The organism is Solimonas variicoloris DSM 15731, assembly GCF_000382285.1.
Classification (GTDB): Bacteria; Pseudomonadota; Gammaproteobacteria; order Nevskiales; family Nevskiaceae; genus Solimonas; species Solimonas variicoloris.
The window spans coordinates 1-25,263 of record NZ_KB907941.1 but is presented as its reverse complement, the minus strand read 5'-3'; the positions used below and the strand labels follow the sequence as shown (position 1 = coordinate 25,263).

24 protein-coding genes and 1 tRNA gene are annotated in these 25,263 nt (G+C 68.9%); 11 read left to right on the top strand and 14 right to left on the bottom strand.

Features of this window, described 5'->3' with window-relative positions:
• Positions 1-158: 158 nt before the first annotated feature.
• Genes H149_RS0115600 through H149_RS0115590 form a run of 3 tightly spaced genes read right to left on the bottom strand, consistent with a single transcriptional unit; the run spans position 159 to position 2,104 of the window.
• On the bottom strand, positions 159-1,028 hold the full coding sequence (locus H149_RS0115600) for a pirin family protein (protein ID WP_020650703.1): 870 nt from the start codon (positions 1,026-1,028) through the stop codon (positions 159-161).
• 50 nt (positions 1,029-1,078) lie between these two features.
• Positions 1,079-1,477 carry a DoxX family protein gene (locus tag H149_RS0115595; RefSeq protein WP_020650702.1) on the bottom strand — a complete coding sequence of 133 codons (399 nt, stop codon included), beginning with the start codon at positions 1,475-1,477 and terminating at the stop codon, positions 1,079-1,081.
• Between the two features lie 24 nt (positions 1,478-1,501).
• On the bottom strand, positions 1,502-2,104 hold the full coding sequence (locus H149_RS0115590) for an FMN-dependent NADH-azoreductase (RefSeq protein ID WP_020650701.1): 603 nt from the start codon (positions 2,102-2,104) through the stop codon (positions 1,502-1,504).
• Positions 2,105-2,216: 112 nt separating this feature from the next.
• Between H149_RS0115590 and H149_RS0115585 the strand changes: the two genes are divergently transcribed.
• Entirely contained in the window at positions 2,217-3,164 is a 948-nt protein-coding gene (locus tag H149_RS0115585) for a LysR family transcriptional regulator (protein WP_020650700.1), read from the top strand.
• Between the two features lie 30 nt (positions 3,165-3,194).
• Here H149_RS0115585 and H149_RS0115580 read toward each other — a convergent pair whose 3' ends face one another.
• Entirely contained in the window at positions 3,195-4,226 is a 1,032-nt protein-coding gene (locus H149_RS0115580) for a GlxA family transcriptional regulator (RefSeq protein ID WP_026353222.1), read from the bottom strand.
• Positions 4,227-4,316: 90 nt separating this feature from the next.
• On the opposite strand from H149_RS0115580, the gene H149_RS0115575 reads away from it, so the two are divergent.
• Positions 4,317-5,084, top strand: coding sequence for a sterol desaturase family protein (locus tag H149_RS0115575; protein ID WP_020650698.1), 768 nt, complete (start codon positions 4,317-4,319; stop codon positions 5,082-5,084).
• 2 nt (positions 5,085-5,086) lie between these two features.
• Here the strand turns inward: H149_RS0115575 and H149_RS0115570 are convergent, their stop codons facing one another.
• Positions 5,087-6,676, bottom strand: coding sequence for an OpgD/OpgG family glucan biosynthesis protein (locus H149_RS0115570; RefSeq protein WP_020650697.1), 1,590 nt, complete (start codon positions 6,674-6,676; stop codon positions 5,087-5,089).
• A 195-nt stretch (positions 6,677-6,871) separates the two neighbouring features.
• Here H149_RS0115570 and H149_RS0115565 point away from each other — a divergent pair, with 195 nt between their 5' ends.
• The 5 genes from H149_RS0115565 (at position 6,872) to arsB (ending at position 10,805) form a co-directional block, all read left to right on the top strand.
• Positions 6,872-7,561, top strand: a complete 690-nt coding sequence (locus H149_RS0115565; RefSeq protein WP_020650696.1) for a hypothetical protein — start codon at positions 6,872-6,874, stop codon at positions 7,559-7,561.
• Positions 7,562-7,703: 142 nt separating this feature from the next.
• Positions 7,704-8,039, top strand: a complete 336-nt coding sequence (locus H149_RS0115560) for an ArsR/SmtB family transcription factor (RefSeq protein ID WP_020650695.1) — start codon at positions 7,704-7,706, stop codon at positions 8,037-8,039.
• On the top strand, positions 8,036-8,815 hold the full coding sequence (gene arsH, locus H149_RS0115555; RefSeq protein ID WP_020650694.1) for an arsenical resistance protein ArsH: 780 nt from the start codon (positions 8,036-8,038) through the stop codon (positions 8,813-8,815). The genes H149_RS0115560 and arsH overlap by 4 nt, the downstream gene beginning before the upstream one ends.
• The gene (gene arsN2, locus H149_RS24415) at positions 8,815-9,741 is read left to right on the top strand and encodes an arsenic resistance N-acetyltransferase ArsN2 (RefSeq protein WP_020650693.1); all 927 of its coding nucleotides are present in this window, start codon (positions 8,815-8,817) and stop codon (positions 9,739-9,741) included. The genes arsH and arsN2 overlap by 1 nt, the downstream gene beginning before the upstream one ends.
• Before the next feature lie 38 nt (positions 9,742-9,779).
• The gene (gene arsB, locus H149_RS0115545) at positions 9,780-10,805 is read left to right on the top strand and encodes an ACR3 family arsenite efflux transporter (RefSeq protein ID WP_026353220.1); all 1,026 of its coding nucleotides are present in this window, start codon (positions 9,780-9,782) and stop codon (positions 10,803-10,805) included.
• On the opposite strand, the gene H149_RS0115540 is transcribed toward arsB, so the two are convergent.
• The 5 genes from H149_RS0115540 to H149_RS0115520 form a co-directional block, all read right to left on the bottom strand.
• A complete protein-coding gene (locus H149_RS0115540; protein ID WP_020650691.1) occupies positions 10,741-13,863 on the bottom strand; it encodes an efflux RND transporter permease subunit in 3,123 nt (1,040 codons plus the stop codon). The genes arsB and H149_RS0115540 overlap by 65 nt on opposite strands.
• Before the next feature lie 9 nt (positions 13,864-13,872).
• The gene (locus tag H149_RS21280; RefSeq protein WP_020650690.1) at positions 13,873-14,937 is read right to left on the bottom strand and encodes an efflux RND transporter periplasmic adaptor subunit; all 1,065 of its coding nucleotides are present in this window, start codon (positions 14,935-14,937) and stop codon (positions 13,873-13,875) included.
• Positions 14,938-14,940: 3 nt separating this feature from the next.
• A complete protein-coding gene (locus H149_RS0115530) occupies positions 14,941-16,323 on the bottom strand; it encodes a TolC family protein (RefSeq protein ID WP_039749176.1) in 1,383 nt (460 codons plus the stop codon).
• Positions 16,324-16,325: 2 nt separating this feature from the next.
• Positions 16,326-17,015, bottom strand: coding sequence for a TetR/AcrR family transcriptional regulator (locus H149_RS0115525; RefSeq protein WP_020650688.1), 690 nt, complete (start codon positions 17,013-17,015; stop codon positions 16,326-16,328).
• A gap of 119 nt (positions 17,016-17,134) precedes the next feature.
• Entirely contained in the window at positions 17,135-17,839 is a 705-nt protein-coding gene (locus tag H149_RS0115520) for an esterase/lipase family protein (RefSeq protein ID WP_020650687.1), read from the bottom strand.
• 150 nt (positions 17,840-17,989) lie between these two features.
• Between H149_RS0115520 and H149_RS0115515 the strand changes: the two genes are divergently transcribed.
• Together H149_RS0115515 and dusB are read left to right on the top strand one after the other, a co-directional pair.
• A complete protein-coding gene (locus tag H149_RS0115515; RefSeq protein ID WP_020650686.1) occupies positions 17,990-19,792 on the top strand; it encodes an acyl-CoA dehydrogenase in 1,803 nt (600 codons plus the stop codon).
• A 319-nt stretch (positions 19,793-20,111) separates the two neighbouring features.
• Positions 20,112-21,146 carry a tRNA dihydrouridine synthase DusB gene (dusB, locus tag H149_RS0115510; RefSeq protein WP_436278845.1) on the top strand — a complete coding sequence of 345 codons (1,035 nt, stop codon included), beginning with the start codon at positions 20,112-20,114 and terminating at the stop codon, positions 21,144-21,146.
• A gap of 6 nt (positions 21,147-21,152) precedes the next feature.
• On the opposite strand, the gene H149_RS21275 is transcribed toward dusB, so the two are convergent.
• Together H149_RS21275 and tesB are read right to left on the bottom strand one after the other, a co-directional pair.
• The gene (locus H149_RS21275; RefSeq protein ID WP_020650684.1) at positions 21,153-22,463 is read right to left on the bottom strand and encodes a lipase family alpha/beta hydrolase; all 1,311 of its coding nucleotides are present in this window, start codon (positions 22,461-22,463) and stop codon (positions 21,153-21,155) included.
• Between the two features lie 82 nt (positions 22,464-22,545).
• The gene (gene tesB / locus H149_RS0115500) at positions 22,546-23,418 is read right to left on the bottom strand and encodes an acyl-CoA thioesterase II (protein ID WP_020650683.1); all 873 of its coding nucleotides are present in this window, start codon (positions 23,416-23,418) and stop codon (positions 22,546-22,548) included.
• A gap of 54 nt (positions 23,419-23,472) precedes the next feature.
• Here tesB and H149_RS0115495 point away from each other — a divergent pair, with 54 nt between their 5' ends.
• On the top strand, positions 23,473-23,751 hold the full coding sequence (locus H149_RS0115495) for a hypothetical protein (RefSeq protein WP_020650682.1): 279 nt from the start codon (positions 23,473-23,475) through the stop codon (positions 23,749-23,751).
• Here the strand turns inward: H149_RS0115495 and H149_RS0115490 are convergent.
• Entirely contained in the window at positions 23,748-24,695 is a 948-nt protein-coding gene (locus H149_RS0115490) for a methyltransferase domain-containing protein (protein ID WP_020650681.1), read from the bottom strand. The two genes, H149_RS0115495 and H149_RS0115490, sit on opposite strands and share 4 nt — an antisense overlap.
• Positions 24,696-24,803: 108 nt before the next feature.
• Between H149_RS0115490 and H149_RS0115485 the strand changes: the two genes are divergently transcribed.
• Positions 24,804-24,879: transfer RNA gene (locus H149_RS0115485), tRNA-Thr, on the top strand.
• A 105-nt stretch (positions 24,880-24,984) separates the two neighbouring features.
• Here H149_RS0115485 and H149_RS21270 read toward each other — a convergent pair.
• On the bottom strand, positions 24,985-25,263 hold a 279-nt coding region (locus H149_RS21270), incomplete at its 5' end, for a transposase (RefSeq protein WP_020650020.1).

Sequence of the window (25,263 nt, the reverse complement as noted above, 5' to 3'; positions counted from 1 at the left end):
CCTAGGCGCGTCGAATCGATTTGCAAAATTGATTGTTGAAATCAGGGTCATAAAGATTCCATATCGATCGATCATCGCGCCGGCTCCTGGCGCGGTGACGCCGCCGCAACGAAAAAGGGCTGGCGGATGCCAGCCCTTTTGATGCCCGCCTGGCCGACTCAGGCGGCTTTGCCGAAGACGCCGCTCTGGTAGTCCTGGATCGCCTGCTCGATCTCCTCACGCGTGTTCACGACGAACGGACCGTACTGCACGATCGGCTCGCCGATCGGCCTCGCGGCCAGCAGCAGCACACGCGCGCCGCCGGCGCCGGCGTCGATCGTCACCGTGTCGCCGGCGTCGAGCACGCCGGCCGCGCGGTTCGGCAGCGTCTTGCCGGCGATCGCCGCGTCGCCTTCGTAAACGTAGACGAAAGCCGTGTGGCCTTGCGGCAGCGCATGCGTGAAGCGGCTGCCGGCCGGGATGCGCACGTCCCAGTACAGCGGATCGGTCGACAGCCGCGCGCCGGCCGGATTGACCGGGCCGTCGATGCGGCGCGCGCCGTCGAGCAGCGTGCCGGCGATCACCCGCACCTCGATGCCGTCGGCGAGTGGCACGGTCGGTACCTCGGATGCGGGAATGTCGCGATAGCCGGCCGGCTTCATCTTCTCGGCGGCCGGCAGATTCAGCCAGAGCTGGAAGCCGCGCATGCGGCCCTCGCTCTGCTTCGGCATTTCCGAGTGGATGATGCCGCGCGCCGCCGTCATCCACTGCACGCTGCCCGGGCCGAGATCGCCGACGTTGCCGAGGTGATCCTGATGCTGCATGTGGCCGTCGAGCATGTACGTCACCGTCTCGAAGCCGCGATGCGGGTGCGGCGGGAAGCCGGCGATGTAGTCGTCCGGATTGTCCGAGTAGAACTCGTCGAGCATCAGGAACGGGTCCAGATACAGACCGCGCTGGCTGCCGATGCTGCGGCGCAGCTTGACGCCGGCGCCGTCGGCGGTGGCGATCGACGGGATGACGTGGCGCAGGGTGCGGAGGGTGCTCATGGGGCTTCTCCTTCGTGGCGCCGCGGATGTGCAGTCCGCGGCGCGTGGGTTCAGGACTTGCGCAGCAATTGATCGACGCTCAGCTTGCCCGCGCCGTTGGCGACGAGGAACAGGAAGCCGCCGGCGATCGCGAAGTTCTTCAGGAACATGATCTGGTTGACCTGATCCGGCGCGCCGTGAAAGAGCACGGCGGCGACGATGCTGAAGCCGGCCAGCAGCAGGGCGATCGGCCGCGTGAACAGGCCGAGCACGATGGCGAGGCCGCCGCCGAGCTCGAGCGCGATCACCAGCGGCAGGATGGCACCCGGCACGCCCATCGCCGCCATGTACTGCTGGGTGCCGGCGTAGCCGCTGATCTTGCCCCAGCCGGAGATCACGAACAGCGCCGCGATCAGGATCCGGCCGGCGAGCTCGGCGTAGGGTTTGAAGCTGTCGAAAATCTTGTCCATGTTCAGCCTCCCGTGACGTTGAGTTCAGGCTGCGAGCTGTTCGATCTGCTGCGAGGCGGCCTGGAGCGCCGTGCGCTTGGCATCCTCGCTCACGTTCAGACCTTCGGCATAGACGAATTCGAGGCTCTTCAGCCCGATGAAGTTGAGGAAGGCCTTCACGAACGGCGTCTGCGAGTCGGCCGGCGTGTCTTTGTAGAAGCCGCCGCGCGCCGCGAACACGTAGACCTTGCGGTCGGCGATCAGGCCTTCCGGACCGTTGGCGGTATAGCGGAAGGTGATGCCGTTGCGGGCGAGGTGGTCGAAGTAGGCCTTCAGCGTCGACGGCACGCCGAAGTTGTAGAGCGGCAGGCCGATGACGACGACATCGGCCGCCTTCAGCTCGTCGATCAGCTCCTGGCTGGCGTCGGCGTGCGCCTGCTGCGCCGGCGTGCGCTGCTCGGGCGGCGTGAAGAAGGCCTGCACGCGCTCGGCGCTCAGGTGCGGCAGCGGCTCGCTGCCGAGGTCGCGGACGACGACACGGCCGTCCGGGTGGTGCTTCTGCCACTGGGCGACGAACTCGTTGGCGAGCTGGGTCGAATGGCCGTGGTCGGAGAAGACGCTGGTCTTGATCTGAAGCAGGGTGGTCATGACACGACTCCGTGGCTTGCGCCACTGTTCTTGAAGAAGTGGCGCCATTTAACGATTGCGGGATTCGATAAAAAAGCGGAATTTATCGGCCTTAAACATCGAACCGTTCGATATGAGCCATCCCAAGATCACGCTTGAGCAGTGGCGCGCGCTGACCGCCGTCGTCGAAGCCGGCGGCTATGCGCAGGCCGCCGAGGTCCTGCACAAGACCCAGTCGACGATCACCTATGCCGTGCAGAAGATCGAGACGCTGCTCGGCCTGAAGATTTTCGAGATCCACGGTCGCAAGGCGCAGCTGACGCGCGAAGGCGAGGTGCTGTACCGCCGCGCGCAGACGCTGCTGGCTGAAGCGGCGGCGCTCGAGGACGGCGCAACCGGCCTGGCCGAGGGCTGGGAGGCCGAGATCAACATCGCCGCCGAGATCGTGTTCCCGACCTGGCTGCTGCTGCGCTGTTTCGAGGCCTTCGCCCAGGAGCATCCGCAGACCCGCATCCAGCTCTACGAGACCGTGCTCGGCGGCACCGACGAAGCGCTGATCGAGCGCAAGGTCGATTTCGCGATCGCCGGGCATGTGCCCGGCGGCTTCATCGGCGATCCGCTGCTGCGCGTGCGCTTCGTCGCCGCCGCGCATCCGGATCATCCGCTGCATCGGCTCGGCCGCGAACTGACCTATCGCGACCTGCGGCCGTACCGGCAGCTGGTGATACGGGATTCGGCGCAGAACCGCGTCCGCGATTCCGGCGCCTGGCTCGGCGCCGATCAGCGCTGGACGGTAACGCACAAGGCCACGCAGATCGCCGCCGCCCGGATGGGACTCGGCTTCGCCTGGTTCGCCGAGGAAACCATACGCGGCGAGCTCGAACGCGGCGAACTCAAGCGCCTGCCGCTGCGCGAGGGCGGCGAGCGCTACGCCGAGCTCTACCTCGTCTTCGCCGACCGCGACTATCCGGGCCGCGGCGCCTGGCGGCTGTCCGAGATCATTCGCGAACAGGTTCGCGACATGTGCGCGCTGGCCGGCAGCATCGAGCTTGGCGAGGCCGACAAGCCGGCGCCCGCCTGAGGCGAGCGCGGCAGTCCGCGGCTGTTGCGTTCACTTCTCCGCCAGCGCGCTGCGCATCGCGCCGAAGCGGCGGCGGTACTGCAGCGGCGACAGGCCGACCTTGCGGCGGAACAGGCGGCCGAAGAAGCCGGCGTCCTCGTAGCCGACGGCATTGGCGATCGCCTCGACCGATTCGTTGCCGGCCTCGAGCATCTGTTTGGCCTCTTCGAGGCGCAAGGTGTGCACGTATTCGAGCGGCGCGAGTCCGGTCGCTTTCTGGAAGCGGCGCTTGAAGGTGCGCTCGGCCAGTGCGCTGAGGCGCGCCATCGCGGCGACCGGCGAAGGAATGGCGTAGTGCTCGGCGATCCACACCTGGCAGCGGGCGATGACGGCGTCCGCGGCCTGCGGCGTGCGCGCCAGCCGCGCATACGGCTGCTGGCCGACGGCATGCCATTCGATGAGGTTCATGCGCGCGGCCTGCATCGCCCGCTCGACGCCGGTCAGGCGTGCGATCAGATACAGCGTCAGATCGCTCCATGAGGTCCCGCCGCCGGCCATGACCAGGCGGTGGCCTTCGCCCGCGACGATCAACGCGCTCTGCGTGCGCATGCGCACGCGCGGATGGCGCTGCGCGATGGCGGCGGCATACGCCCAGTGCGTGGTGGCGTCGCAGCCGTCGAGCAAGCCGGTCTCGGCGAGCAGCACGGTGCCGGAACAGGCCGATGCGAGGATGGCGCCGCCGGCGTGGCAGCGGCGCAGCCATGCGACCTCGCGCGCGAAGCGGCCGTCCTCGATCGGGGCCAGCGGATCGACGGCGAGATCGGGCACGCAGACGACGTCGGGGATCGGAATCTCGTCGAGGCTCGCTTCCGGCGTGATACTGACGCCGTTGAGGACCTTGAAGCTCTCCGTGCGTGCGGCGACGACGATGGTGCGCACGGCCCCGGTGCCCGGCGCGCCGGCGACGAGATAGTCCCAGTCGCGGCCAGCGGAGAGGAAGACGTCATACATGCCGTAGAGGACCGAGGCCGAGCTCTCGGGCATTGCCAGGACCGCAACCAGGGGCTGCCGGGGCGTGGGCATGGCCGAATCGTCCGATCCTTTGCCGAAATGGCTGTGGGTTCGTGCTGCGCCGCAGTCTATCGTAGGGACTCGCGCAAAGGGGGGCTCGCCATGCCTACGCTCGTCGACGTTCTGCTCGATCCGGTTTCGCTCGCGGTGTTCGCGATGTATGCGGTATTGATGCTGTGGGAGTGGCGGGTGCCGGCGCGGGCGCTGCCCGACGTTCCCGGCTGGCGCCTGCGCGGGCTTGCGGCGTTCGCGCTGTACTTTCTGCTGTCGAGCTATCTGCCGCTGCTATGGACGGCGTACCTGCTGCCCTTGCAGCTGTTCGATCTCAGCGGTCTCGGCACCTGGACGGGCGCGCTCGTCGGCCTGCTGGTCTACGAGACGGTCGGCTACGTCTATCACCGCGGCATGCATGCCTCGAACCTGCTCTGGAGAGGCATGCACCAGATGCACCACAGCGCCGAACGGCTCGACACTTACGGGGCCTTCTGGTTTCACCCGTTCGACATGGTCGGCTGGACGGCGGTGGCCAGCGTATCGCTGACGATCATCGTGGGCCTGTCGGCGCAGGCGACCACCGTCGTCCTGCTGACAGTCTCGCTGATGACGATCTTCCAGCACATGAACGTGCGGACCCCGCAGTGGCTCGGCTACATCCTGCAGCGTCCCGAGTCGCACTCCTGGCACCACGCGCGCGACCGGCATCGCGACAACTACGCCGACCTGCCGCTGATCGATCTCGTGTTCGGCACGTTCCGCAACCCGCCCGATTTCGCTCCGGCGACCGGCTTCCACGACGGCGCGTCCCTGCGCCTCGGCGAGATGCTGGTTTTCCGCGACGTGTCGCGGCCACCGGAGGCGGCCCAGCGCTGAGGCTAGAAGCGGCGCTCGCCCGGCGGCGGTGGCGTGTACTGATAGAGCCAGGTCTCGGTCAGCGGTTTGCCGTCGAGGCGCAGGTACAGGCGCAGGTCGATGGGGTCCGGACTCGCGTCCGGCACCACGTCGAACATCGCGCGCCAGCCGTGAATCGCGTCGAGCGGCCGGGCCGAGGTGATTTCGACGCGACCACGCGAGGCGCTGATCACCGGCTCGACCTTCGCGTTGCGCGGCAGCTGCGCGAGCGGACCGCCGGCGAAATCGATCGCGAAGCGCCACGAGAAGTAGCGGCGCGGCTGGCCGATGACGCCGCCGATGCCGGTCCGCGTCGCCTGCGTCGTCGCCAGCGGCGGGTGATACGGATTGGCGGCGCCCCAGCTGAGGCGGTAGGCGTAGAGGTATTCCTTGCCCGGCACGATCGCTTGGTCCGGGTGCCAGAAGGCGACGATGTTGTCGAAGGTTTCGTCGGCCGTGGGAATCTCGACCAGCATGATCGAACCCTTGCCCCAGTCGCCTTTCGGTTCGATCCAGGCGCAGGGGCGCTTGTCGTAGAACACGCCATCGTCCTGGTAGTGATCGAAGTTGCGGTCGCGCTGCATCAGGCCGAAGCCGCGCGGATTGTCGTCGTGGAACGAGTTGACGTGCAGCGTGCGCGGATTGACCAGCGGCCGCCAGATCCACTCGCTGCCGCCGGTCCAGATCTGCAGGCCGTCGGTGTCGTGGATCTCCGGGCGCCAGTCGTTGGCCATGCGGCGGTCGTTCTCGCCGAACTGGTACATGCTGGTCAGCGGCGCGATGCCGACGCGCTCGATGGCCTTGCGCGGATACAGCGCCGCGTCGATCTCCATGATGAAGTTCTCGCCCGGCGTCATCACGAAACGGTAGGCACCGGTCACGCTCGCCGAGTCGAGCAGGCCGTAGACCGTCACGGTGTTGGCGCCGCGCGCCGGCCGTTCGAGGTAATAGGCGACGAAGATCGGAAACTCTTCCGGGCGATCGAGGCCGCAGTCGACGGCCAGACCGCGCGCCGACTGGCCGTACTGCTTCTCGGCGCCGACCGCGCGGAAGTAGGAGGCGCCCTGGAAGGCGGCGACGTCGCGGACGAAATCGTCACGGTAGTTGAGGCGGAAGCCGGCGAAGCCGAGATCCTTCGGCAGGGCGCCGTCCTTCACGCCGCTCCTGCCGTAGTCGAACATCGCGCTGTCGTAGGCGATCTCGGTGGCCTGTCCATCGACCACCTCGTACATATGTACCGGCGTGCGGATCGTGAAGCCGAGATGGAAGAAGCGCGCCTGGAAATTCAGGTTCTGGTCCTTCCACAGCGCGTGCTCGTCCTTGAAGCGGATCGACTGCCAGCGGTCCCAGTCGAGATCGGCGATCGGCTTCGGCAGCGCGTTCGACGGCGCCTGATGCGGCTGCTGTGCCATGAAGCGGGCGCGGCCCTTGAGGCTGGCATAGTCGAAGGGCTGCGGCTTGCCGAGCGGCATCACCTCGGCCGCCTGCGCGGCGCGGCCGAGGAAGGCGGCCGGGGCGATCCAACCGGCCGCCGCCAGGGCCGCGGCCGACTTCAGCAGGTCTCGTCTTTCCATTCGTGTTCGCGTGATCGGAGGATGTCGGCCGGCCGGCGGGCCGTCGCCGCCATCATAACGAGGGACGGCCGGCGCGCCATGCGGCTGTGCCGGGCGTGAACGGGCACTGAACTCCGCTTGCCGGCACGCTGCGGCGCGGCGCGTGGCAAAGGAATTGCTTCGTCGATCGTGGATGTCAGAAAGTCGGAGGGACGGATGCACGCACCTGACTTTGCGCAATGGCAGTCGCCATCGCTGACGCGGCAGGATCTGATCTTCCTGTTCGAGCACTTCCCGGTGCCCGGCATCGACGCCGTCGAAGCCGCGCAGCGCGTCATCGCGCAGCCATCGACGCTCGACTCCATGCTCGAGGCCGACTACGTTTACGAGGCGCTGCGCGACCGGCAGACGCAATGGCTGGAGGTATCGCCGGCGCTGTTCTTCAGCATCATGCTGCGCCGTTGCCTGCCCGGCCGCCGCAATGCCGCCGAGCGCCAGGCGATCCAGTATCTCGCCAACCTGCTCGGCCTGTTCACGCGCACCGATCGCCTGTATCGCGTCAGCCGCGATGACGAAGCCGCCTACCAGTATCTCGTCGATCTGGTCGCCGCCGCTTCGCGTGCCGGCCCCGAGCGCGGCTTTCTCGTGCATTCGCACATCGGCAACTACGCGATGTACACCGCGGGCCTGTGCGCCGAATGGGTCGAGCACCGCCATCGCTACAAGCGCCGGCCGGTGACGGTCGAGTACTACTGCAGGATGGGGCGTTCGTACTACTGCACCGCGTCGCGTCATCCGCTCGCCGCCGAGTTCGGCGTGCAGCAGGTATTCCGCGAGCTGGCCGACCGCTTCGGCTATTACCGCGACGGACTGGCGCGTATGGCGGCACAGTACCTGCCGCACTGAGGGGCGCGGACGGCGTGCGGCGCGCAGCCGGCGCGTCGCGCGCGGCTGCCTTGCGGCGATCGCCGGGGCCGTACAGGCGCGGATGACATTTCGATGAACATCGAAATTTGACGCGCCACTTTATTTTGATGATTATAAAAACATGAAAGCTGAAATCGCTGTCGAGCGGCTCGCCGCACTGGCCCAGGAATCACGCCTGGCGATCTTCCGTTGCCTGGTGCAGGAGGGCGCGGAAGGCCTCTGCGCCGGCGACATCGCGACGCGGCTCGGACTGGCGCCGGCGACGCTGTCGTTCCACCTCAAGGAACTGAGCCGCGCCGGCCTGCTGAAGTCGCGTCAGGAAGGCCGCTTCATCTACTACGCGCCCGACTTCAAGGCGATGAACGCGCTGCTCGGCTATCTGACCGAGAACTGCTGCGGCGGCGCCTCCTGCGGCGTCGGCTGCACGCCGGTATCCGCCGAGGAGGCCGCGCGATGAGCTTGCGCGAACTGCCCGATCCCGAGCGCCTGCCGGCGCTCGACACCCGCTACGCGCAGCGGCGCCCGGCGGCCGGCCTGCCGGACCCGCTCGGTCATCCGCCGCGCATCCTGCTGCTGTACGGTTCGTTGCGCGAGCGCTCGTACTCGCGCCTGCTCGTCGAGGAAGCGGCGCGCCTCGTGCGCTACTTCGGCGGCGAGGCCCGGATCTTCGATCCGCGCGAGCTGCCCTTGCCCGATCAGGTGCCGCGCGATGATCACCCGGCGGTGCGCGAGCTGCGCGAACTCTCGCTGTGGTCCGAAGGGCAGATCTGGTGCAGCCCGGAGCGGCATGGCCAGATCAGCGCGGTGATGAAGGCGCAGATCGACCACCTGCCGCTGAACAGCGGCGGCCTGCGTCCGACGCAGGGCCGGACGCTCGCGGTGATGCAGGTCAGCGGTGGCTCGCAGTCGTTCAATGCGGTCAACACGCTGCGCCTGCTCGGCCGCTGGATGCGCATGTTCACGATCCCGAACCAGTCGAGCGTCGCCAAGGCTTTCGACGAGTTCGACGCCGAAGGCCGCATGCGGCCGTCCTCGTACTACGAGCGCCTGGTCGACGTCGTCGAAGAGCTGATGCGCTTCACGGTCCTGCTGCGGCCGCAGGTCGCGGCGCTGACCGATCGCTATTCGGAGCGCAAGGAAGCGGGCACGCCGGTCACCGACCGCGCCCGTGATCTCGCCGCGATCGCCGTGGCCCCGGCATCCGCGCCCTGCGCCCGCAGCGGCTGCTGCTGATGGACATCGCACCCGCCACGCACGACGACGGCGCCGCGATCCGCGGCCTGCTCGCGGCCTGCGGTCTGCCGGTCGACGATCTGGGGCAGGCCTCCTGCGCGCACTTTCTCGTCTGGCGCGAAGCCGGCGAGCTGCTCGGCACGGTCGGTATCGACATCGTCGGCGACGTCGGCCTGCTGCGCTCGCTCGCGGTCGATCCGCGGCGCCGCGCCGAAGGCGCCGGCGCGGCGCTGATCACTGCCGCCGAGACCCTGGCGCGCCGCCACCGCCTGTCGGCGCTGTACCTGCTGACCAACAGCGCCGAGCCTTTGTTCGCGGCGCGTGGCTATTGCCGCCTGCCGCGCGACGCGGCGCCGGCGGCGATCGCGGCGCAGCCGCAGTTCTCCGCCATTTGCCCTTCCTCCGCCACCTTCATGAGCAAGACCATGCCGCACGCGCCCTACAACGTCCTCTTCCTCTGCACCGGCAATTCGGCGCGCTCGATCCTGGCCGAAGCCGCGATCAACTCGCTGCCGGTGAGTCGCGAGCGTTTCCGCGGCTACAGCGCCGGCAGCCAGCCGAAGGGTGAGGTCAACCCGAACTCGCTGGTGCTGCTGCGCGAGATCGGCATTGCGACCGATACGCTGCGCAGCAAGAGCTGGGACGAGTTCGCGCAGGCCGGTGCTCCGGCGATGGATTTCGTTTTCACGGTCTGCGATCAGGCCGCCGGTGAAGCCTGCCCGCTGTGGCCGGGTCATCCGGTGACCGCGCACTGGGGCATGCCGGACCCGGCCGCTGTCGTCGGCAGCGACGAGGTCCGGCGCCGCGCGTTCTCCGAAACCTGGCGCGAGCTGTGCCGTCGCATCGAGCTGTTCGCGAGTCTGCCGCTCGAGTCGCTGGATCGCATGACGCTGCAGCAGCGCGTGCGCGAGATCGTCCGCTCATGAGCGCGGCGACCATGCGCTCGGCGCCGCGCGCGCCGCGGATCGGCTTCTTCGAGCGCTGGCTGACGCTGTGGGTGCTGCTGTGCATGGTGGCCGGTATCGGCGCCGGCCACTTCTGGCCGCAGGGCTTCGCCGCGCTCGGCGGCATCGAGCTGGCGAAGGTCAATCTGCCGGTGGCGCTGCTGGTCTGGCTGATGATCGTGCCGATGCTGCTGAAGATCGACTTCGGCGCGCTGCGCGGCGTGGCGCGGCACTGGCGCGGCATCGGCGTGACGCTGTTCGTGAACTGGGCGGTCAAGCCGTTCTCGATGGCGCTGCTCGGTGCGCTGTTCATCGGTCACTGGTTCGCGGCCTGGCTGCCGGCCGAACAGCTGCACTCGTACATCGCCGGCCTGATCCTGCTCGCCGCTGCGCCATGCACGGCGATGGTCTTCGTCTGGAGCAATCTGTGCGAAGGCGAGCCGCATTTCACGTTGAGCCAGGTGGCGCTGAACGACGCGATCATGGTCGTCGCGTTCGCGCCGATCGTCGGTCTGCTGCTCGGCTTTTCGGCGATCAGCGTGCCGTGGGCCACGCTGGCGCTGTCGGTGCTGATCTACATCGTCGTGCCGACCGCGCTCGCCCAGGCGCTGCGCCATCTCGCGCTGCGCGGCGGCTGGCTCGCGGCGCTGCAGCGGCGCCTGCAGCCGGTCTCGCTGTTCGCGCTGCTGGCGACGCTGGTCCTGCTGTTCGGCTTTCAGGGTGAGCGGCTGCTCGCGCAGCCGCTGGTGATCGGCCTGCTCGCGGTGCCGATCATCGTGCAGGTCTATTTCAACGCCGGACTGGCCTACTGGCTGAACCGCCTGAGCGGCGAGGATTACTGCGTCGCCGGGCCGTCGGCGCTGATCGGCGCGAGCAACTTCTTCGAACTCGCCGTGGCCGCGGCGATCAGCCTGTTCGGGCTCAACTCGGGCGCGGCGCTGGCGACCGTCGTCGGCGTGCTCGTCGAGGTGCCGGTGATGCTCAGCGTGGTCGCGATCGTGCGCCGCTCGCGGCGCTGGTACGAGCGCCGTGCGGTCGGCGCCTAAGCGCGCCGACCGTTGCCGGCTGCGTGCGCAGTTCCGGCGGCAGCAGCTTGTACATCACCGGCGTGACCAGGCGGCCGATCAGCGTCGAGCTGATCAGGCCGCCGATGATGACCAGCGCCATCGGCGAATACAGGGGCGAGTCCTGCAGCGCCAGCGGCAGCATGCCGCCGATCGCCGTCACCGAGGTCAGCAGGATCGGCAGGAAGCGGATCTCGCCGGCCTCGGCGATCGCCTCGTCGAGCGGCTTGCCCTGCTCGCGCAGCTGATTGGTGAAGTCGACGAGCAGGATCGAGTTCTTGATCTCGATGCCGATCAGGGCGATGAAGCCGATCATTGCCGTGAAGCTCAGCGTGTAGCCGCAGACGAACAGCATGACGATGCCGCCGGTGACGCCGAGCGGAATCACGCCGGCGACGATCAGCGTGCTCTTGAAGCTGCCGAACTCGAGCACCAGCACGGCCATGATGCCGGCGATCGCGACGATGATTGCGGTGCCGAAGCCGGCGAAGCTGTCCTTGCGGCCTTCGAGTTCGCCGCCGGCCTCGTAGCGGTAGCCCGGCGGCAGGTCCATCTTCGCAAGGCCGGCGAGCAGTTGCTGCGTCAGCGACTCGGTGTTGTAGCCGTTCTCGGTATACGCGGAGATCGACACCGCGCGTTCGCGGTTGCGCCGATAGATGCGCGGCGAGGATTCGCTGAGCTTGAGCGTCGCCAGCTCCGCGAGCGGTACCTGCACGCCGGCGGCGGTGGCGACGTGTATGCCTTCGAGGGTCGCCAGCGTCGGCCGCTCGCGCATCGGTGCGCGCAGCACGATCGGATACTTGTCGCCGTCCGGCTCGTGGAAGTCGCCGGCCGACAGTCCGGCGACGGCCAGACGCACGGCGCGGTCGAGATCGAGCACCGGCACGCCGAGCAGGCCGGCCTTGGCGGTATCGACGTCGAGCTGCAGATCGACGCGCGCGCGGCGCAGCGGATTGCTGATGTTGCGCACGCCGGGCGTCGCCCGCATCAGGGTTTCGACCTCGGCAGCCAGCTCGCGCAGGCGGTCGAGGTCCGGACCGATGACGCGCAGCGCGATCGGGGCCTCGATCGGCGGGCCGTTCTCGAATTCCTTGACGACGATTTCGGTGCCCGGCAGTGCGTCGAACTCACGGCGCAAGGTGTCGAGCAGCGCCGGGGTCGTCTGCGGGTCGTAGCGCTGCAGCTGGACGAAGACTTCGGCGTAGTTCGCGGCGTTCTCGTGCGGGAACACGTTGTAGTAGATGCGCGGGTTGCCGTGGCCGAGATTCGACAGCGTGTGGTTGATCTCGGGATGCGCGTGCAGGATCGCCTCGACAGCGCTGAGCGCTTCGCCGGTGCGCGTCTGGCTGCTGCCGTTCGGCGTCGTGATCGTGATCAGGAACTGCGGCGTATCGGCTTTGGGGAACAGCGACAGGCCCATCAGCGGCACCAGCGCGAAACTCAGCGCGAAGGCGAGCGCCGACAGCAGCACCGTCAGGCGCGGATGCGCCAGCGCGCGGCGCAGCCACGGCGAGTAGATGCGGCGGATCAGGTACATCAGCCCGTGCAGGAGGGCATTGCCTTCCTCGCCGCCGTCGCGCGGCAGCACGCGCGAGGCGAGAAAGGGGATCACCGTCAGCGACACGAGCAGCGAGGCGCTGACGGTGAGCACCACGGCGAGCGGCATCGAGCGGATGAACTTGCCGGGGTTGCCGGGCAGCGCCAGCAGCGGCACGAACGCGAACAGCAGCGTCGCCGTGCAGCCGAGCACGGCGAGCGCGATCTGCCGGGTCGCGCGGATCGCCGCTTCGTCCGGCGAATGGCCCATGCGCAGGAAGCGCGCGATGTTCTCGGTGACGACGATCGAATCGTCGACCAGCAGGCCGAGGGCGATCACGAAGCCGGCGATCGACAGCTGGTTGAGCGAAAAGCCGGCGAAGTACAGCGCCGCAAGGCCGCTCAGCAGCGACAGCGGCAGCGACACCATGACGATGCCGGCGGCGCGCAGGCCGAGCGGCAGCAGCGTCACCGCGACCAGCACGATCGCCAGCATGAAGTCGTGGCCGAGCCGGTCGAGGCGGGTCCTGACGTTGCGCGACTGGTCGAAGCCGAGTTCGAGCGTGACGCCGGCCGGCAGCGTCTTCGCGTAGTCCGCGACCGCGGCGTCGATCGCCTGCTTGGTTTCGAAGATGTTGCGGCCGCTCTTCTGGTTGGCGGTCACGAACACCGCGCGGCGGCCGTCGAAGCGGGCGACGTAGTCGTACGGGCCGGCGTCCCAGCGCACGTCGGCAATGTCGGCGACGCGGATCGCATGCGCGCCGTTGCCGGTGACGACCGCATCGCGGATCTGCTGCAGGCTGTGGAAGGCGCCGCTGGTCTTGATGTTGAAGCGCCGCGGGCCGGCTTCGACGGCGCCGCCCGGCACGTTGGTGTTGTCGGCCTGGATCACGCCGAGCACCTGGGCCGGCTGCAGGCGCAGCTCGGCCATGCGTTCCAGATTGAGTTCGACGCGCAGCTCGCGCTGCGGGTAGGCCCAGGTCTCCGATTTGTTGACGCCCGGCACGCGCTCGAGCGCGTCCTTGAGGTCCTCGGCGGCATCCTCGAGCGTGCGGTACGAGGCATCGGCCGAGACCAGCGCGTACTGCACGATGTTGACGTCGCCCGGATTGATCTTGTTGATCTCGACGCTGGCGACGCCGGGCGGCAGCTTGCGCGACAGGGCATCGAGCTCGCGCGTCAGCTCGTCGTATTTCTTGTCGGTATCGACGTAGGCCTCGAACTCGACACGCACGATGCCGAGGCTGTCGTCGGCGGTGCTGACGATCTCCTTGACATCGTCGAGCGTGTGGATCGCGTCCTCGATCGGTTCGGCGACCTGACGCTCCACTTCCTGGGGATCGGCGCCCGGATAGAGCACGACGATCGAGAACGCCGAGATCGGGAAATGTGGATCTTCGGTGCGCGAGATCTTCGTCCACGCCGAAATGCCGAGCGCCGTCAGCAGCAGCGACGCGACCAGCATGAACGGGACGTTGCGGACCGCGAATTCGGAAATGCGCATGGCGGCGGCTCAGTCGACGACGCGCACGGTCTCGCCGTCGACCAGATAGCTGGCGCCGTCGGTGATCAGACGCGTGCCTTCGGGCAGCGGCTGTTCGAGCGCGGCCTGCTCGCCGGCGACGAAGGCGATGGCCACCTTGCGCCGATGCGCGACCTGGCCGTCGAGGGTGAAGATCGTGGTCGCGTGCTGGTCGCCTTCGACCAGCGCGGCGAGCGGCACGTAGCTGCGCGTCGCGCCGGCGCCGCGCGCGGTGATCGTGGCGCGGCCGACCAGGCCGCTCGGCAGGCGCATCCCGGCCGCAATCGCGGCGGCGTCGAGTTCGATCTCGATCGGGAAGGTGCCGCTGCGCGGGTCGGCGGCGCGGCTGATCTCGACCACGCGCGCCGCGAAGCGCTGCGCCGGATAGGCGTCGAACTCGACATCGGCGCGGTCGCCGAGCATCACGCGCACCACATCGCGGTCGGCGAGCCCGAGTTTGAGCACGTGGCCGGAGCCGGTCTGGCCGATCTCGACGATCGGCTGGCCGGCGGCAACCGTTTCGCGCGGCTCGACGTAGCGGCGCAGCACGACGCCGTCGGCCGGCGCCACGATCTGGGCGTGGCCGAGGTTGTATTGCGCCGCGTCGAGCTGCGCGCGCGCGACCGTCTCGGCGGTGCCGAGATCGTCGAGCTGCTCGCGGGTGATGACGTCGTCGGCGTAGAGCTGGCGGCCGCGTTCGAGATCGCGCCGCGCCTTGTCGTGGGCGGCGCGCGCCTGGGCGACGCCGGCGCCGATCTCGGTGGTCTCGATCTCGGCGAGCACCTCGCCCTTGCGCACGCTGTCGCCGGCGCGCACCGCGATACGGCGCACGACGCCGCCGGACTTGAACGCGAGCCGCGCCTCGTCGCGCGAGGCGAGCACGCCGCTGGCGATGATAGGTGCTTCGGCCGGACCGCTTGCGACCAGCGCCGCGCGCACCGCGCGCGGCGCCGCCGCCGCCGGTTCCGGAGCCTGGCCCGGACCGCAGGCGCTGAGCAGGAACGCACCACCGAGGAGCCAGGGCGCACGACGGATGCAGGCGTGGAAGTCGTTCATCGGTCAGGGCGCCACGAGAGAGTCGGGAAGGGGATAGCTCGCGCTCGCCAGCTCCAGCTCGGCGCCGCGATCGAGCGCGCCGCAGCGCGCGATCGCCAGCCCCAGCCGGGCCTCGCGCAGCGCGCGCTCGGCGTCGAGGAACTCGATCTGCGACAGCGCCGCCGCGGCGCGCTTGCGTTCGGCGATGCGGAAGCTTTCCTCGGCGGCGGTGAGGCGCGCGGTGCCGCTGTCGACTGCGCGCAGCGCCGTGGCCAGATTGTCCTCGGCGGCGAGGCGCGCCAGCCGCAGGCGACGGACCAGATCGTCGCGCTCGGCGCGCAGGCTGGCGCTTTGCGCAGCGGCCTGGCCGCGCTGCGCGCGGCGGCTGCCGGAATCCCAGAGATTCCAGCGCAAGACCAGCGAGACGGTATCGAAGTCCGATTCGCTGTCGCTGCGATAGTCCTCGCCCTGGATGCCGTAGTCGGCAGCCAGGCCGAGCGTCGGCCACTGTGCGGCGCGCGCGGCGCGCTCGCCGGCTTCGGCGGCGTTCAGTGTGCGGTCGAGCTGGCGCAGTTCGGGGCGTGTCTGCGCGGCAGGCGCCGCGGCCGGCGGCAGATGCAGGGAGTCCGGCGCCGGCAGCGTCAGCGGCGCATCGTCCGGCTGCGCGCGCAGCAGATTGACGAGCCGGCGTGCCTGCTTGGCCTGGGCGCGCGCTTCATCGAGGCGCTGCACGGCGGCGAGGCGCTCGGCTTCGGCGCGCAGCACGCGATCGCGCGTCGCCTTGCCGGCATCGGTCAGCGACTGCGAGACCCGCACGTCTTCGGCGAGCAGGCGTTCGCTCGCTTCGAGGATGCCGGCCGCGGCCTCGGCCTGGACGGCGCCGTAGTAGGCGCGCTTGAGCTCGCGCACGAGACTGCGCGCGTACGCCTCGCGTTCGGCGCGGCTGGCGCCGGCCAGCGCGCGCTTGGCGTCGACGTTGGCCCACAATTCGGGCGTGAACAGCGGCGCGCTCAGGGACAGCTTGGTTTCCTGCTCGTGCTCGCGCAGGAAGCGGATGCGCTGGTTGTTGATGTTCGGGAACTGCGCCGGCTGGCCCTGCTGCACGAGCATCTGGTTGAGCGTGTCGTAGACCGGATTCAGCAGGTCACCGACCGGCAGGTCGATCGTGCGTCCGCCGTGCGCCTGCGTGTAGCGGGCGTTGAAGCTGAGCTGCGGATACTGCTGGGCGCGGGCGTCGTCGAGCGCGTAGTCGCTGGCGCGCACGTCCTCGCCGCGCGCCGCCAGCACCGGGTTGGCGGCGAGTGCCTCGTCGAGATAGGCCTGCAGGTTCTCATCGCCGGCGGCGGCAAGACCGGCCGGCAGCGCCAGCAGTGCGGCGACGAGCCACGCCCGTCTGGTGATCGCCATGCTCATTTGCGCTTGCCTTTGGCGGGTGCGGCAGCGGGCTGCAGCCCACCGGTGCCGAAGCGGATCGCATGACCGAGGAATTCGTCGGCCGACAGGCCCACTTCCTCGAGAAAGGCGGCCTTGGTCTGCGCGATCTGGATCGCGCCGTGCGTGAAACCCCACAGGGTCAGCGCCACCAGCATCGGCTTGTCGATGCGGCGGATCGTGCCATCGCGCATGCCTTGGCGGAGTGCGGCGATCGTCACTTCGTGCACGGCGACGCCGGCTTCGAGTACGGCGCGTTCGGTCGAGCCCGGCGCCACGGATTCCGGACGGTGCGCTTCGAAGCGTGACAGCGCCGCGAAGTACAGCGGGAACTCGTCGGCGAAGGCGATGTAGGCGCGGCCGATCGCGCCGATCTGCGCATAGCCGCTCGGTGCCGCCGCCGCGGCGGCGACGAGCCGCTCGCGCAGGATGTTAAGCGCGCGCCGGCAGACGGCCAGCTGCAGCTCGGCCTTGTTCTTGAAGTACAGGTAGACGAGCGCCCGCGAGATGCGCGCGCGGCGCGCGACGTCCTCCATCTTCGCGGTCTCGAAACCTGCGCGCGCGAAGACCGCCTCGGCGGCATCGATGATCGCTTCGCGGCGCAATTCCTTCTCGTCGTCGCGGCGCTGCCGGCTATGGCTGCGGCTCGCGGTTCGGGCGCGGCTCACGGGTTCTCCTCCCAGATTCTGTGCCCGACTTTACTGACGCAGTGTCAGTAATTCAACACGTGTCTAATCCGGTGCCGCGTCAGATCGAGCCGCAGGGTCTGCGGCGACAGCGACGGGTTTCAGTCGGCGCGCGCGAGGCGTTGGACGATGACGCGCAGGACCTGCGGATTGAACGGCAGGCCGAGATGGCTGCCGTGCACCTCGACGTTCTCGGTGTTCGGTGCCGGATCTTCGAGGCAGGCGCGCCAGGCGACGATGCCGTCGGTCTTCGTGTAAACGGCGGTGCACGGCACCGGCGGCGGCGCGATGCGCCGCGCGAAGCCGTCGAGATCGGTCTTGACCGGCTGGCCGCGGTTGGCGAGGCGGAACAGCGTGACCATGTTGTTGGCGTCGGGGTGGCCGTTGATCGGGCTGCCGAGCGTGATGACGCGGCGTACGTACGGGGCCTGATGCCGGGCCAGTTCGCGCGCGAAGACGCCGCCGAGGCTCCAGCCGACCAGCGTCACCGGCTGCGTGTGCTGCTCGTGCAGTTCGCGCAGACGCGTCGCCAGCTGTTCCTTGACGCCGCGGCGCATGCCGAGATTGCGGCCGAGGCCCCAGCCGCAGGCGGCATAGCCGAGGCGCCGAAGCACGGCCAGCAGCGGCGTGATGGTGCGATCGCTCATGCCGAAGCCGGGGATGACCAGCACCGGCTGGCCGCTGCCGCGCGGCAGCGTGCGGCGCAGGCGCGGATAAGCCAGGGCGAGCGACGCAAGCTCGAGGCCGAGGCGGGTTTCGAGCAGCAGCAGCGGCGTGCTCGGCGCCGGAAGATTCTGGACGGGCATGGACGCGACGAAAATGACAAAGCGGCGCGCAGCTTAGCGGATGCGTGCTGACCGCGGCGCGGCTCGACGCTGGTGCGCGACGCTCGTTATCCTGCCGGCCCGCGGCGCCGTCGGCTGCGGTCCAGAACGAACCATCAAAGGAGAGCGGCCGTGCCGCAGCTGATCGAACGCCGGGATCTCGACTTCCTGCTCCATGAAGTGTTGCGCCTCACCGAGCTGACCGCGGCGCCGCGCTTTTCGATGCACGACCGTGCGAGCTTCGATGCCGTGCTCGACGCGGCGCAGAAGATCGCCGAAGAGGAGTTCCTGCCGCATGCGGCCAAGCTCGACGCCAACGAGCCGAGCTTTGACGGCAGTCGCGTGGCGCTGATTCCGGAGGTCAAGCAGGCGCTCGCCGCCTACATCGACGGCGGCTTCATCGCCGCCGCGTTCCCGATCGAAGACGGCGGCCTGCAGTTGCCGTACACGCTGACCGGGGCGGCGATGGGCTATTTCACCGCCGCCAACGCCGGCACCGCCGGCTATCCGTTCCTGACCGCGGCGGCTGCCAATCTGCAGCGTGCGCACGGCAGCGCCGCACAGAAGGCGCGCTACATGCGGCCGATGCTCGAAGGACGCTGGTTCGGCACGATGTGCCTGTCCGAGCCGCAGGCCGGCTCCTCGCTGGGCGACATCCGCACGCGTGCGATTGCGCAGGCCGACGGCACGTATCACCTGGTCGGCAACAAGATGTGGATCTCGGGCGCCGATCACGAGCTGTCGGAGAACATCGTTCATCACGTGCTCGCGCGCATCGACGGCGCGCCGTCCGGCGTGCGCGGCATCTCGCTGTTCATCGTGCCGAAGTTCCGGGTCGACGGCGAAGGCCGCATCGGTGCGCGCAACGGCGTGCACGTGGCCGGCCTCAATCACAAGATGGGCTATCGCGGCACCGTCAATGCGGCGCTGAACTTCGGCGAGAGCGAGCCGGCGGTCGGCGAGCTGATCGGCGAGCCGAACCATGGCCTCGCCTACATGTTCCACATGATGAACGAGGCGCGCATCGGCGTCGGCATGGGCGCGGCAGCGCTGGCCTGCGCCGGTTATCGCTATTCGCTCGATTACGCGCGGCATCGGCCGCAGGGTCGGCCGGTCGCCAACAAGGATCCCGACGCCAAACCCGTGCCGATCATCGAGCATGCCGACGTGCGCCGCATGCTCCTGCAGCAGAAGGTCTATGCCGAGGGCGCGCTGGCGCTGTGCCTGTACTGCGCGCGGCTGGTCGACGAGCAGGCGATCGCCGAGGACGAGGCGCAGCGCCACGCGCTGCATCAGCTGCTCGAGGTGCTGACGCCGATCGCCAAGAGCTGGCCGAGCGAATTCGGGCTGGAGGCGAACAAGCTGGCGATCCAGGTGCTCGGCGGCTACGGCTACACGCGCGACTATCCGCTGGAACGGCTCTACCGCGACAACCGGCTCAATCCGATCCATGAAGGCACGACCGGCATCCAGGCGCTCGACCTGCTCGGCCGCAAGGTGTTGATGGCCAACGGTGCGGCGTTCCGTCTGCTGCTTGCGCGCATCACGGCGACCGCCGACGAGGCGGCGGCGCTGCCGGCGCTCGCCGAGGATGCCGAGGCGCTGCGCGCCGCGGTCGCGCGGGTCGCCGACGTCACCGCGCAGCTCGCCGCGGGCGCGCAGCGCGGCGAGATCGAACGCTTCCTCGCCAACGCGACGGCGTACCTGGAAATGCTGGGGCAGGTGGTCGTCGCCTGGATGTGGCTGCTGCAGGCCCTCGTCGCCGAGCGCGCGCTGGCGGCGGCGGCCGACGAGGCCGGACAGGCGTTCTATCGCGGCAAGCGCCACGCCTGCCGCTTCTTCACCCGTTACGAGCTGCCGAAGATCGAGCGGCTGGCGGCGCTGCTCGTTCGCTTCGACGAGACTTGCCTGACGATGCCGCTCGACGGTTTCTGAGTCCGGCGAAGCGCGGCGCGCCGAGTAGCGCCGACGCCGTTTCCGGCCGCACGCGCGTTCTGCCGCCGTCGATAAAGCTTGGCGCCAAGCCGATGGCCAGCGCCCGGCGCATCGAGGTCGATGGCCGGCCGCGGCCGGGTTCGCGCCCTTCCGGACGAGCTCTCGGCGCCGCGCAATAAAAAACGGCGGATCTTGCGATCCGCCGTCGGGGGGACGTCATCCGGGGGGGGGGGGGGGGGACGGATGACGTTGGGGGACCGGCTGTTAGCGTTCACAATAGTCATCTCCTCTGAGCGACGACAGCAAAATGATTTGAGGTATGACTTCAAAGTATTTGAATGACTTGCTGGCGCCGCTCCGCGACAATACGCCGATGCAGATCGGCCCTTACTCCATCGCTACTCCCTTGCTGCTGGCGCCCATGGCGGGCGTCACCGATCGTCCGTTCCGGCAGCTCTGCCGCCGGCTGGGAGCGGGACTCGCGGTCAGCGAGATGACGAGTTCCGACGCCAGCCTCTGGCATACCGAGAAGTCGCGGCTGCGCATCGATCACGACGGCGAGCACGCGCCGATCGCGGTGCAGATTGCCGGCTACGATCCGCAGCAGATGGCCGAGGCGGCGCGCTACAACGTGGCGCACGGGGCGCAGATCATCGACCTCAACATGGGCTGCCCGGCGAAGAAGGTCTGCCGCGTCGATGCCGGCTCGGCGCTGTTGCGCGATGAGGCGCTGGTGGCGCGGATCTGCGCTGCGGTGGTGGCCGCGGTCGAGGTTCCGGTGACCTTGAAGATCCGCACCGGTTTCTCGCGCGCCGAGCGCAACGCGCTGCGCATCGCGCGCATCGCCGAGGACTGCGGCATCCAGGCGCTGACCGTGCACGGGCGCACGCGCGAGGATCATTACGAGGGCGAGGCGGAGTACGAGACGATCGCGGCGGTCAAGCAGACGCTGCGGATTCCCATCATCGCCAATGGCGATATCGATGCGCCGCAGAAGGCGCGCGAGGTCTTGCGCCGCACCGGCGCCGACGCACTGATGATCGGTCGTGCGGCGCAGGGGCGACCGTGGATCTTTCGCGAGATCGCTCATTTCCTGGCGACCGGCGAGCCCCTGCCGCCGCCGTCGCGTTTCGAGATCCGGCGCTGGCTGCTGGAGCATCTGGACGCGCTCTACGCTTTCTACGGCGAAGGGCGCGGCGTGCGCGTGGCGCGCAAGCACATCCAGTGGTACTGCCAGGCGCAGCCGGATGCGGCCACCTTCTGGGGCGCGATCAATCAGCTCACCGATGTGCGCCTGCAGCGCGAGGCCGTGGCGCGCTTCTTCGAAGACGGCGTCGAGTCGGCCGTCGCCTGAGCGCGCTCAGGCCGACGCGATCGGCGCGTCGGTCAAGCGTTCGTCCGCGCCGGTGCCGAGCCCGAGCGTACTGGCGAGCAGGCGGTAGACGTCCGGGTCGTTGAGCAGCTGCAGGTGATGGCGGCCGAACAGCACCGCGGTGTCGGCGTCGGCGAGTTCATGGGCCAGCGCGCTCGGCAGGCGCACGAGGCCGTCGCCGAAGCAGCGACCGCGCCAGTCGCGGGCATCGAGGCCGAGGCTGCTGCCGATGAAGTGGTAGCGCGCGTGTCCGGCGCGCGGCAGCGGCTGCGGCGGGCGCCATTCACGCCGCGCGGCCTGGCGCCAGTCGGCGTCGGCGGTCGCGCCATGGCGCAGGTCGCGGATGCCGACCGAACGCAGATCGAGCGCCTGCGCCCAGGGCCGCGAAAGCTCGAAGGCCTGCATCAGCTGCGTCGCGCCGTGCACGGCTTTTTCGAGCGGAGCGCCGCGGTGCGGCGAACCCAGGCAGAACACATGGCGCACGGCCGTCGTCCAGGCGTCGCCGCGGCGCAAGCCGTGGGCGATGGCGGCGCGGCTGACCAGACCTCCCATGCTGTGCCCGATCAGCACGATCTCGTCGACCGCGACCGGCCATTGCGCGACGAGCCGACGCAGCAAGTGCGCGAGGCGGCGGCCGCTGTGCGAGATATGCGCGCCGGTGTTGTAGCGCAGATAGAGCGCGCTGTAGCCGACGTCTTGCAGGCGTTCGCCGTAGGGGCGCGTCTGCGGGCGTTGCGGATCCCGATAGAGCTGCCAGCTGGTCTCGTTGCAGCACAGGCCATGCACGAACACGACGAGCCGCGGCTGCGGCGCCGCGAACGATTGCGCGAGCGCTTCGCGCGTCAGCGGCAGGGGCAGGCCGTCGGCATGGAAGGCCGCGCGCGGGGCGAGCGCACTGCGCCGGACCGCGAGGTGGTCGCCGAAGGCGCCGCTCAGGGCGCTGGCAATGGCGTCGAAGCGCGGCCGTGCGCGCGGCGCTTCGGCACCGCGTATGCGGGCTGCGGCGTCGAGCGCGGCGGTGGCGGTGTCGAAGGCCAGCGCGCCGATCTGGTGCACGCCGAGATAGACGCCGTCGGTGATGCCGTCATGCAGCACGCGCACGGGCGTCGCCGCCTGTGCGATGCCCGGAACGGCATCGAGCGCCGCGAACGGGCGGCGGGCAATCGCGCGATGGAAGTCGTGAATGCGCGCGCTCGCCTGCGCGTAGGCGTCGCCGCACAACGAGACGAGCCCGCGCCAGCGCTGCAGGTCGGTTGGCGCGACACGCTTCGGCGGCGGATGTCCGGCTCGCTTGTTCATGCCGGCAGCTTAGGCCTCTACCGCGCGGTCTGCATTGGCGGGGCGGCAGCGGCGGGTGGCGGCGCCATGCAGCGCTGGCGCTTCAGCCGGGCGAGAGCTCGCGCATGAGGTTCTCCTGCACGACGCTGGCGACCAGCCGGCCGGCGCGGTCATAAATCAGTCCGCGCGACTGGCCGCGCGCACCCTGCGCGGTCGGCGAGTCCATCGCGTACAGCAGCCAGTCGTCGACACGCAGCTCGCGGTGGAACCAGATCGCGTGATCGATGCTGGCGACCGCCATGCTGTCGGTGAGCCAGGTCCTGGCGTGCGGGCGCAATGCCGTCGACAGCAGATGGAAATCGGAGGCGTAGGCGAGCACGCAGCGATGCAGCAGCGGGTCGTCTGGCAGCTTGCCGCCGGCGCGGAACCAGATACCCTGCGCCGGGTCGAGCTGCGAGGGCTTCAGCGGGTTGTACGGATTCACCGGCTTGAATTCGATCGCGACCTCGCGCGTCAGGGCGGTGTGCACGCGTTCGGGCAGATCCGGCACTTCGTCGAGCCACTGCTCGTAGTACGCGGACATCGGCTTGAGCTGATCGGGCGACGGTACCGGCGGCATCGGCGCCTGATGTTCCAGACCGGCCTCGGGGCGCTGGAACGAAGCCATCATCGACAGGATCGGCTGCCCGCCCTGGATCGCCTGTACGCGTCGCGCCGTGAAGCTGCGCCCGTCGCGGATGCGGTCGACCTCGTAGACGATCGAGCGGCTCATGTCGCCCGGACGCAGGAAGTAGGCATGCAGCGAGTGCGGCACCGCGTCGCTGACCGTGCGCGACGCCGCGGCCAGCGCCTGGCCGATGACCTGCCCCCCGAACACGCTCTTGCCGCCGAGATCGCGCGATTCGCCGCGGAACAGATTGTCCTCGAGGGTCTCGAGATTGAGCAGATTGACGAGGTCCTTGAGAATGCGGTTCATGTCATGGAATCCAAAGCCAGAAATTTCGTGGCGCAAGCCTAAGGCATTGACGCGATGAAGTGCCGGCCGCGCTGCGGCGCTTGCTGTATCGCGCCGTCGATCAGCTCACCGCTGCCGCTGATGCCGGGCGGCAAGCCGGCGGGTGTGCCCTGTCTGCATTTGCGGACCGACCTCGGCTGCGACCTGTTCGGCGATCCGCGTCGGCCGGCGGTCTGCGGCGGCCTGCAGCCGAGCCTGGAGATGTGCGGCGACGGTCGCGAGTACGCGTTGCGGCATCTGAGTGAACTCGAACGGGACACGGCGCCTGGCCAGGTGGCGAACCGCAACCCCTAGAGCTGGCCGCGCAGGCTGTCGAGCGCTTGTTCCTGAATCACCTTGCCGGCGCGCAGCACACGGGTCTTCCATGAGACCCGCACGCCGACTTCCGGCCGGGTATCGGAGCCCAGTGTCAGCTCCAGCGTGTCGCCCGCGTCGAGCACGCAGGGAGCGAGCAGCGGCAGGTAGATCTGCTGCCAGTGCGTCGGCGGCGAGAACGGCGAGGTGGAGATCGTCACGCCCTCGACGAGTTCCGCCTCCCACCACAGTGCATAGCCTTCGATGCGCGAGGAAGGCAGCGCTGCTGCCTTCCAGTGCAGCGTCCGGCGCCGCGCACTCGGCGGTGCCGGACGCTGCGGACGGACGTCCAGATCATCCCAGAGTTGAGCATGCTCGGCACTGCCGCCGAGGTCACTCGCTTCGATGCTGCGCACGTACATATTGTTGAGCGAGATGCTGCGCGCCGGCGCCAGATCGAGGTCATAACCGATCTGCGGCCAGACATCGATCTCGGCCTGCAGGCGGGAGGCGAAGACCGGCGCGACGAACTGGCGCAGGCGGCCGGGGATGATGGCGCCATCGGCCTTGAGAAAGCGTCGCGCGTCGATCGCCGTCTCCAGAAAATTCTCTTCCAGCGCGTAGTTTCCGAGAGTTTCAGTGACAACGATGTCAACCGACATCTTGCGCCGGACCTCGCTGGAGTGGGCCTTCAGGAAGCTGAGCCCGTCGATGCGGTTGCGGCGTGCCAGTTCCTCGGCCAGCTCGAGGGCGTCGGTGTATTCGATCAAGGTGGCCTGGCGCGCCCCGAGGCGACGTGCGAGAAACGACAGGAAGCCGGTCCCGGCGCCGATGTCGAGCACCGTGCTGTGGCCTGGCCGGATCAGTTGCTGCAGCGCGCGGTGAAAAGCGGCATTGCGTGGTGCATCGCCGAGCAGTTTGCGGTGCAGTTCGATTTCGCTCATGGGTCGCAGCAGGCAGAACGTGGAAAGCGCGCATTATCGTGGCAGTGCTGGCCGTGATACAGCTCGGCTTGTCTGGCGCGGCGGCATCCCGGCTACAATCCGGCGCGCGCCGGCATAGCTCAGTTGGTAGAGCTACTGATTTGTAATCAGTGGGTCGGGGGTTCGAGTCCCTCTGTCGGCACCAATGCTCGATTCCGACGTGATCCGCGCGAGGTGGCAAGTGCCGTATCGCCTCGGTAGAGTCGGGAACGGTACGGGCCATCAGGCCTGATGGCATTTCCGAACCTGATTAGGTGCGAATCGCAGCCAACCTGAGCTTGGGATCAGGCCATGGTGCGGTCCGCGCGGCGGCGCGGATCAGGCGCCTGAGGATGCTGGACAGATCGAACCGACGGTTGAAGCGATAGGCGACTTCGGCCAGATAGCGATGGCCATATTTGGCGAAATCGAAGGCGTGATAGGTGCCGGTGATCGCGGTCTTGAGATTGCCGAGCACGATGTTGACGGCCGTGAAGGCCGGATGCTCGACGGCCTTGCGGCCCGAGCCGACGATGTGGCGCTCATGCGC

Bases quoted from the DNA above. Each gene is read 5' to 3' on its own strand.
- dusB (WP_436278845.1), top strand. From the start codon at position 20,112: ATGACTTCAAAGTATTTGAATGACTTGCTGGCGCCGCTCCGCGACAAT.
- H149_RS0115490 (WP_020650681.1), bottom strand. From the start codon at position 24,695: ATGAGCGAAATCGAACTGCACCGCAAACTGCTCGGCGATGCACCACGC.
- H149_RS0115570 (WP_020650697.1), bottom strand. From the start codon at position 6,676: ATGGAAAGACGAGACCTGCTGAAGTCGGCCGCGGCCCTGGCGGCGGCC.
- arsH (WP_020650694.1), top strand. From the start codon at position 8,036: ATGAGCTTGCGCGAACTGCCCGATCCCGAGCGCCTGCCGGCGCTCGAC.
- H149_RS0115575 (WP_020650698.1), top strand. From the start codon at position 4,317: ATGCCTACGCTCGTCGACGTTCTGCTCGATCCGGTTTCGCTCGCGGTG.
- H149_RS0115595 (WP_020650702.1), bottom strand. From the start codon at position 1,477: ATGGACAAGATTTTCGACAGCTTCAAACCCTACGCCGAGCTCGCCGGC.
- H149_RS0115495 (WP_020650682.1), top strand. From the start codon at position 23,473: ATGAAGTGCCGGCCGCGCTGCGGCGCTTGCTGTATCGCGCCGTCGATC.
- H149_RS0115565 (WP_020650696.1), top strand. From the start codon at position 6,872: ATGCACGCACCTGACTTTGCGCAATGGCAGTCGCCATCGCTGACGCGG.
- H149_RS0115520 (WP_020650687.1), bottom strand. From the start codon at position 17,839: ATGCCCGTCCAGAATCTTCCGGCGCCGAGCACGCCGCTGCTGCTGCTC.
- arsN2 (WP_020650693.1), top strand. From the start codon at position 8,815: ATGGACATCGCACCCGCCACGCACGACGACGGCGCCGCGATCCGCGGC.
- tesB (WP_020650683.1), bottom strand. From the start codon at position 23,418: ATGAACCGCATTCTCAAGGACCTCGTCAATCTGCTCAATCTCGAGACC.
- H149_RS0115590 (WP_020650701.1), bottom strand. From the start codon at position 2,104: ATGACCACCCTGCTTCAGATCAAGACCAGCGTCTTCTCCGACCACGGC.
- H149_RS0115540 (WP_020650691.1), bottom strand. From the start codon at position 13,863: ATGCGCATTTCCGAATTCGCGGTCCGCAACGTCCCGTTCATGCTGGTC.
- H149_RS21280 (WP_020650690.1), bottom strand. From the start codon at position 14,937: ATGAACGACTTCCACGCCTGCATCCGTCGTGCGCCCTGGCTCCTCGGT.
- H149_RS21275 (WP_020650684.1), bottom strand. From the start codon at position 22,463: ATGAACAAGCGAGCCGGACATCCGCCGCCGAAGCGTGTCGCGCCAACC.
- H149_RS0115560 (WP_020650695.1), top strand. From the start codon at position 7,704: ATGAAAGCTGAAATCGCTGTCGAGCGGCTCGCCGCACTGGCCCAGGAA.
- H149_RS0115530 (WP_039749176.1), bottom strand. From the start codon at position 16,323: ATGGCGATCACCAGACGGGCGTGGCTCGTCGCCGCACTGCTGGCGCTG.
- H149_RS0115585 (WP_020650700.1), top strand. From the start codon at position 2,217: ATGAGCCATCCCAAGATCACGCTTGAGCAGTGGCGCGCGCTGACCGCC.
- H149_RS0115580 (WP_026353222.1), bottom strand. From the start codon at position 4,226: ATGCCCACGCCCCGGCAGCCCCTGGTTGCGGTCCTGGCAATGCCCGAG.
- H149_RS0115600 (WP_020650703.1), bottom strand. From the start codon at position 1,028: ATGAGCACCCTCCGCACCCTGCGCCACGTCATCCCGTCGATCGCCACC.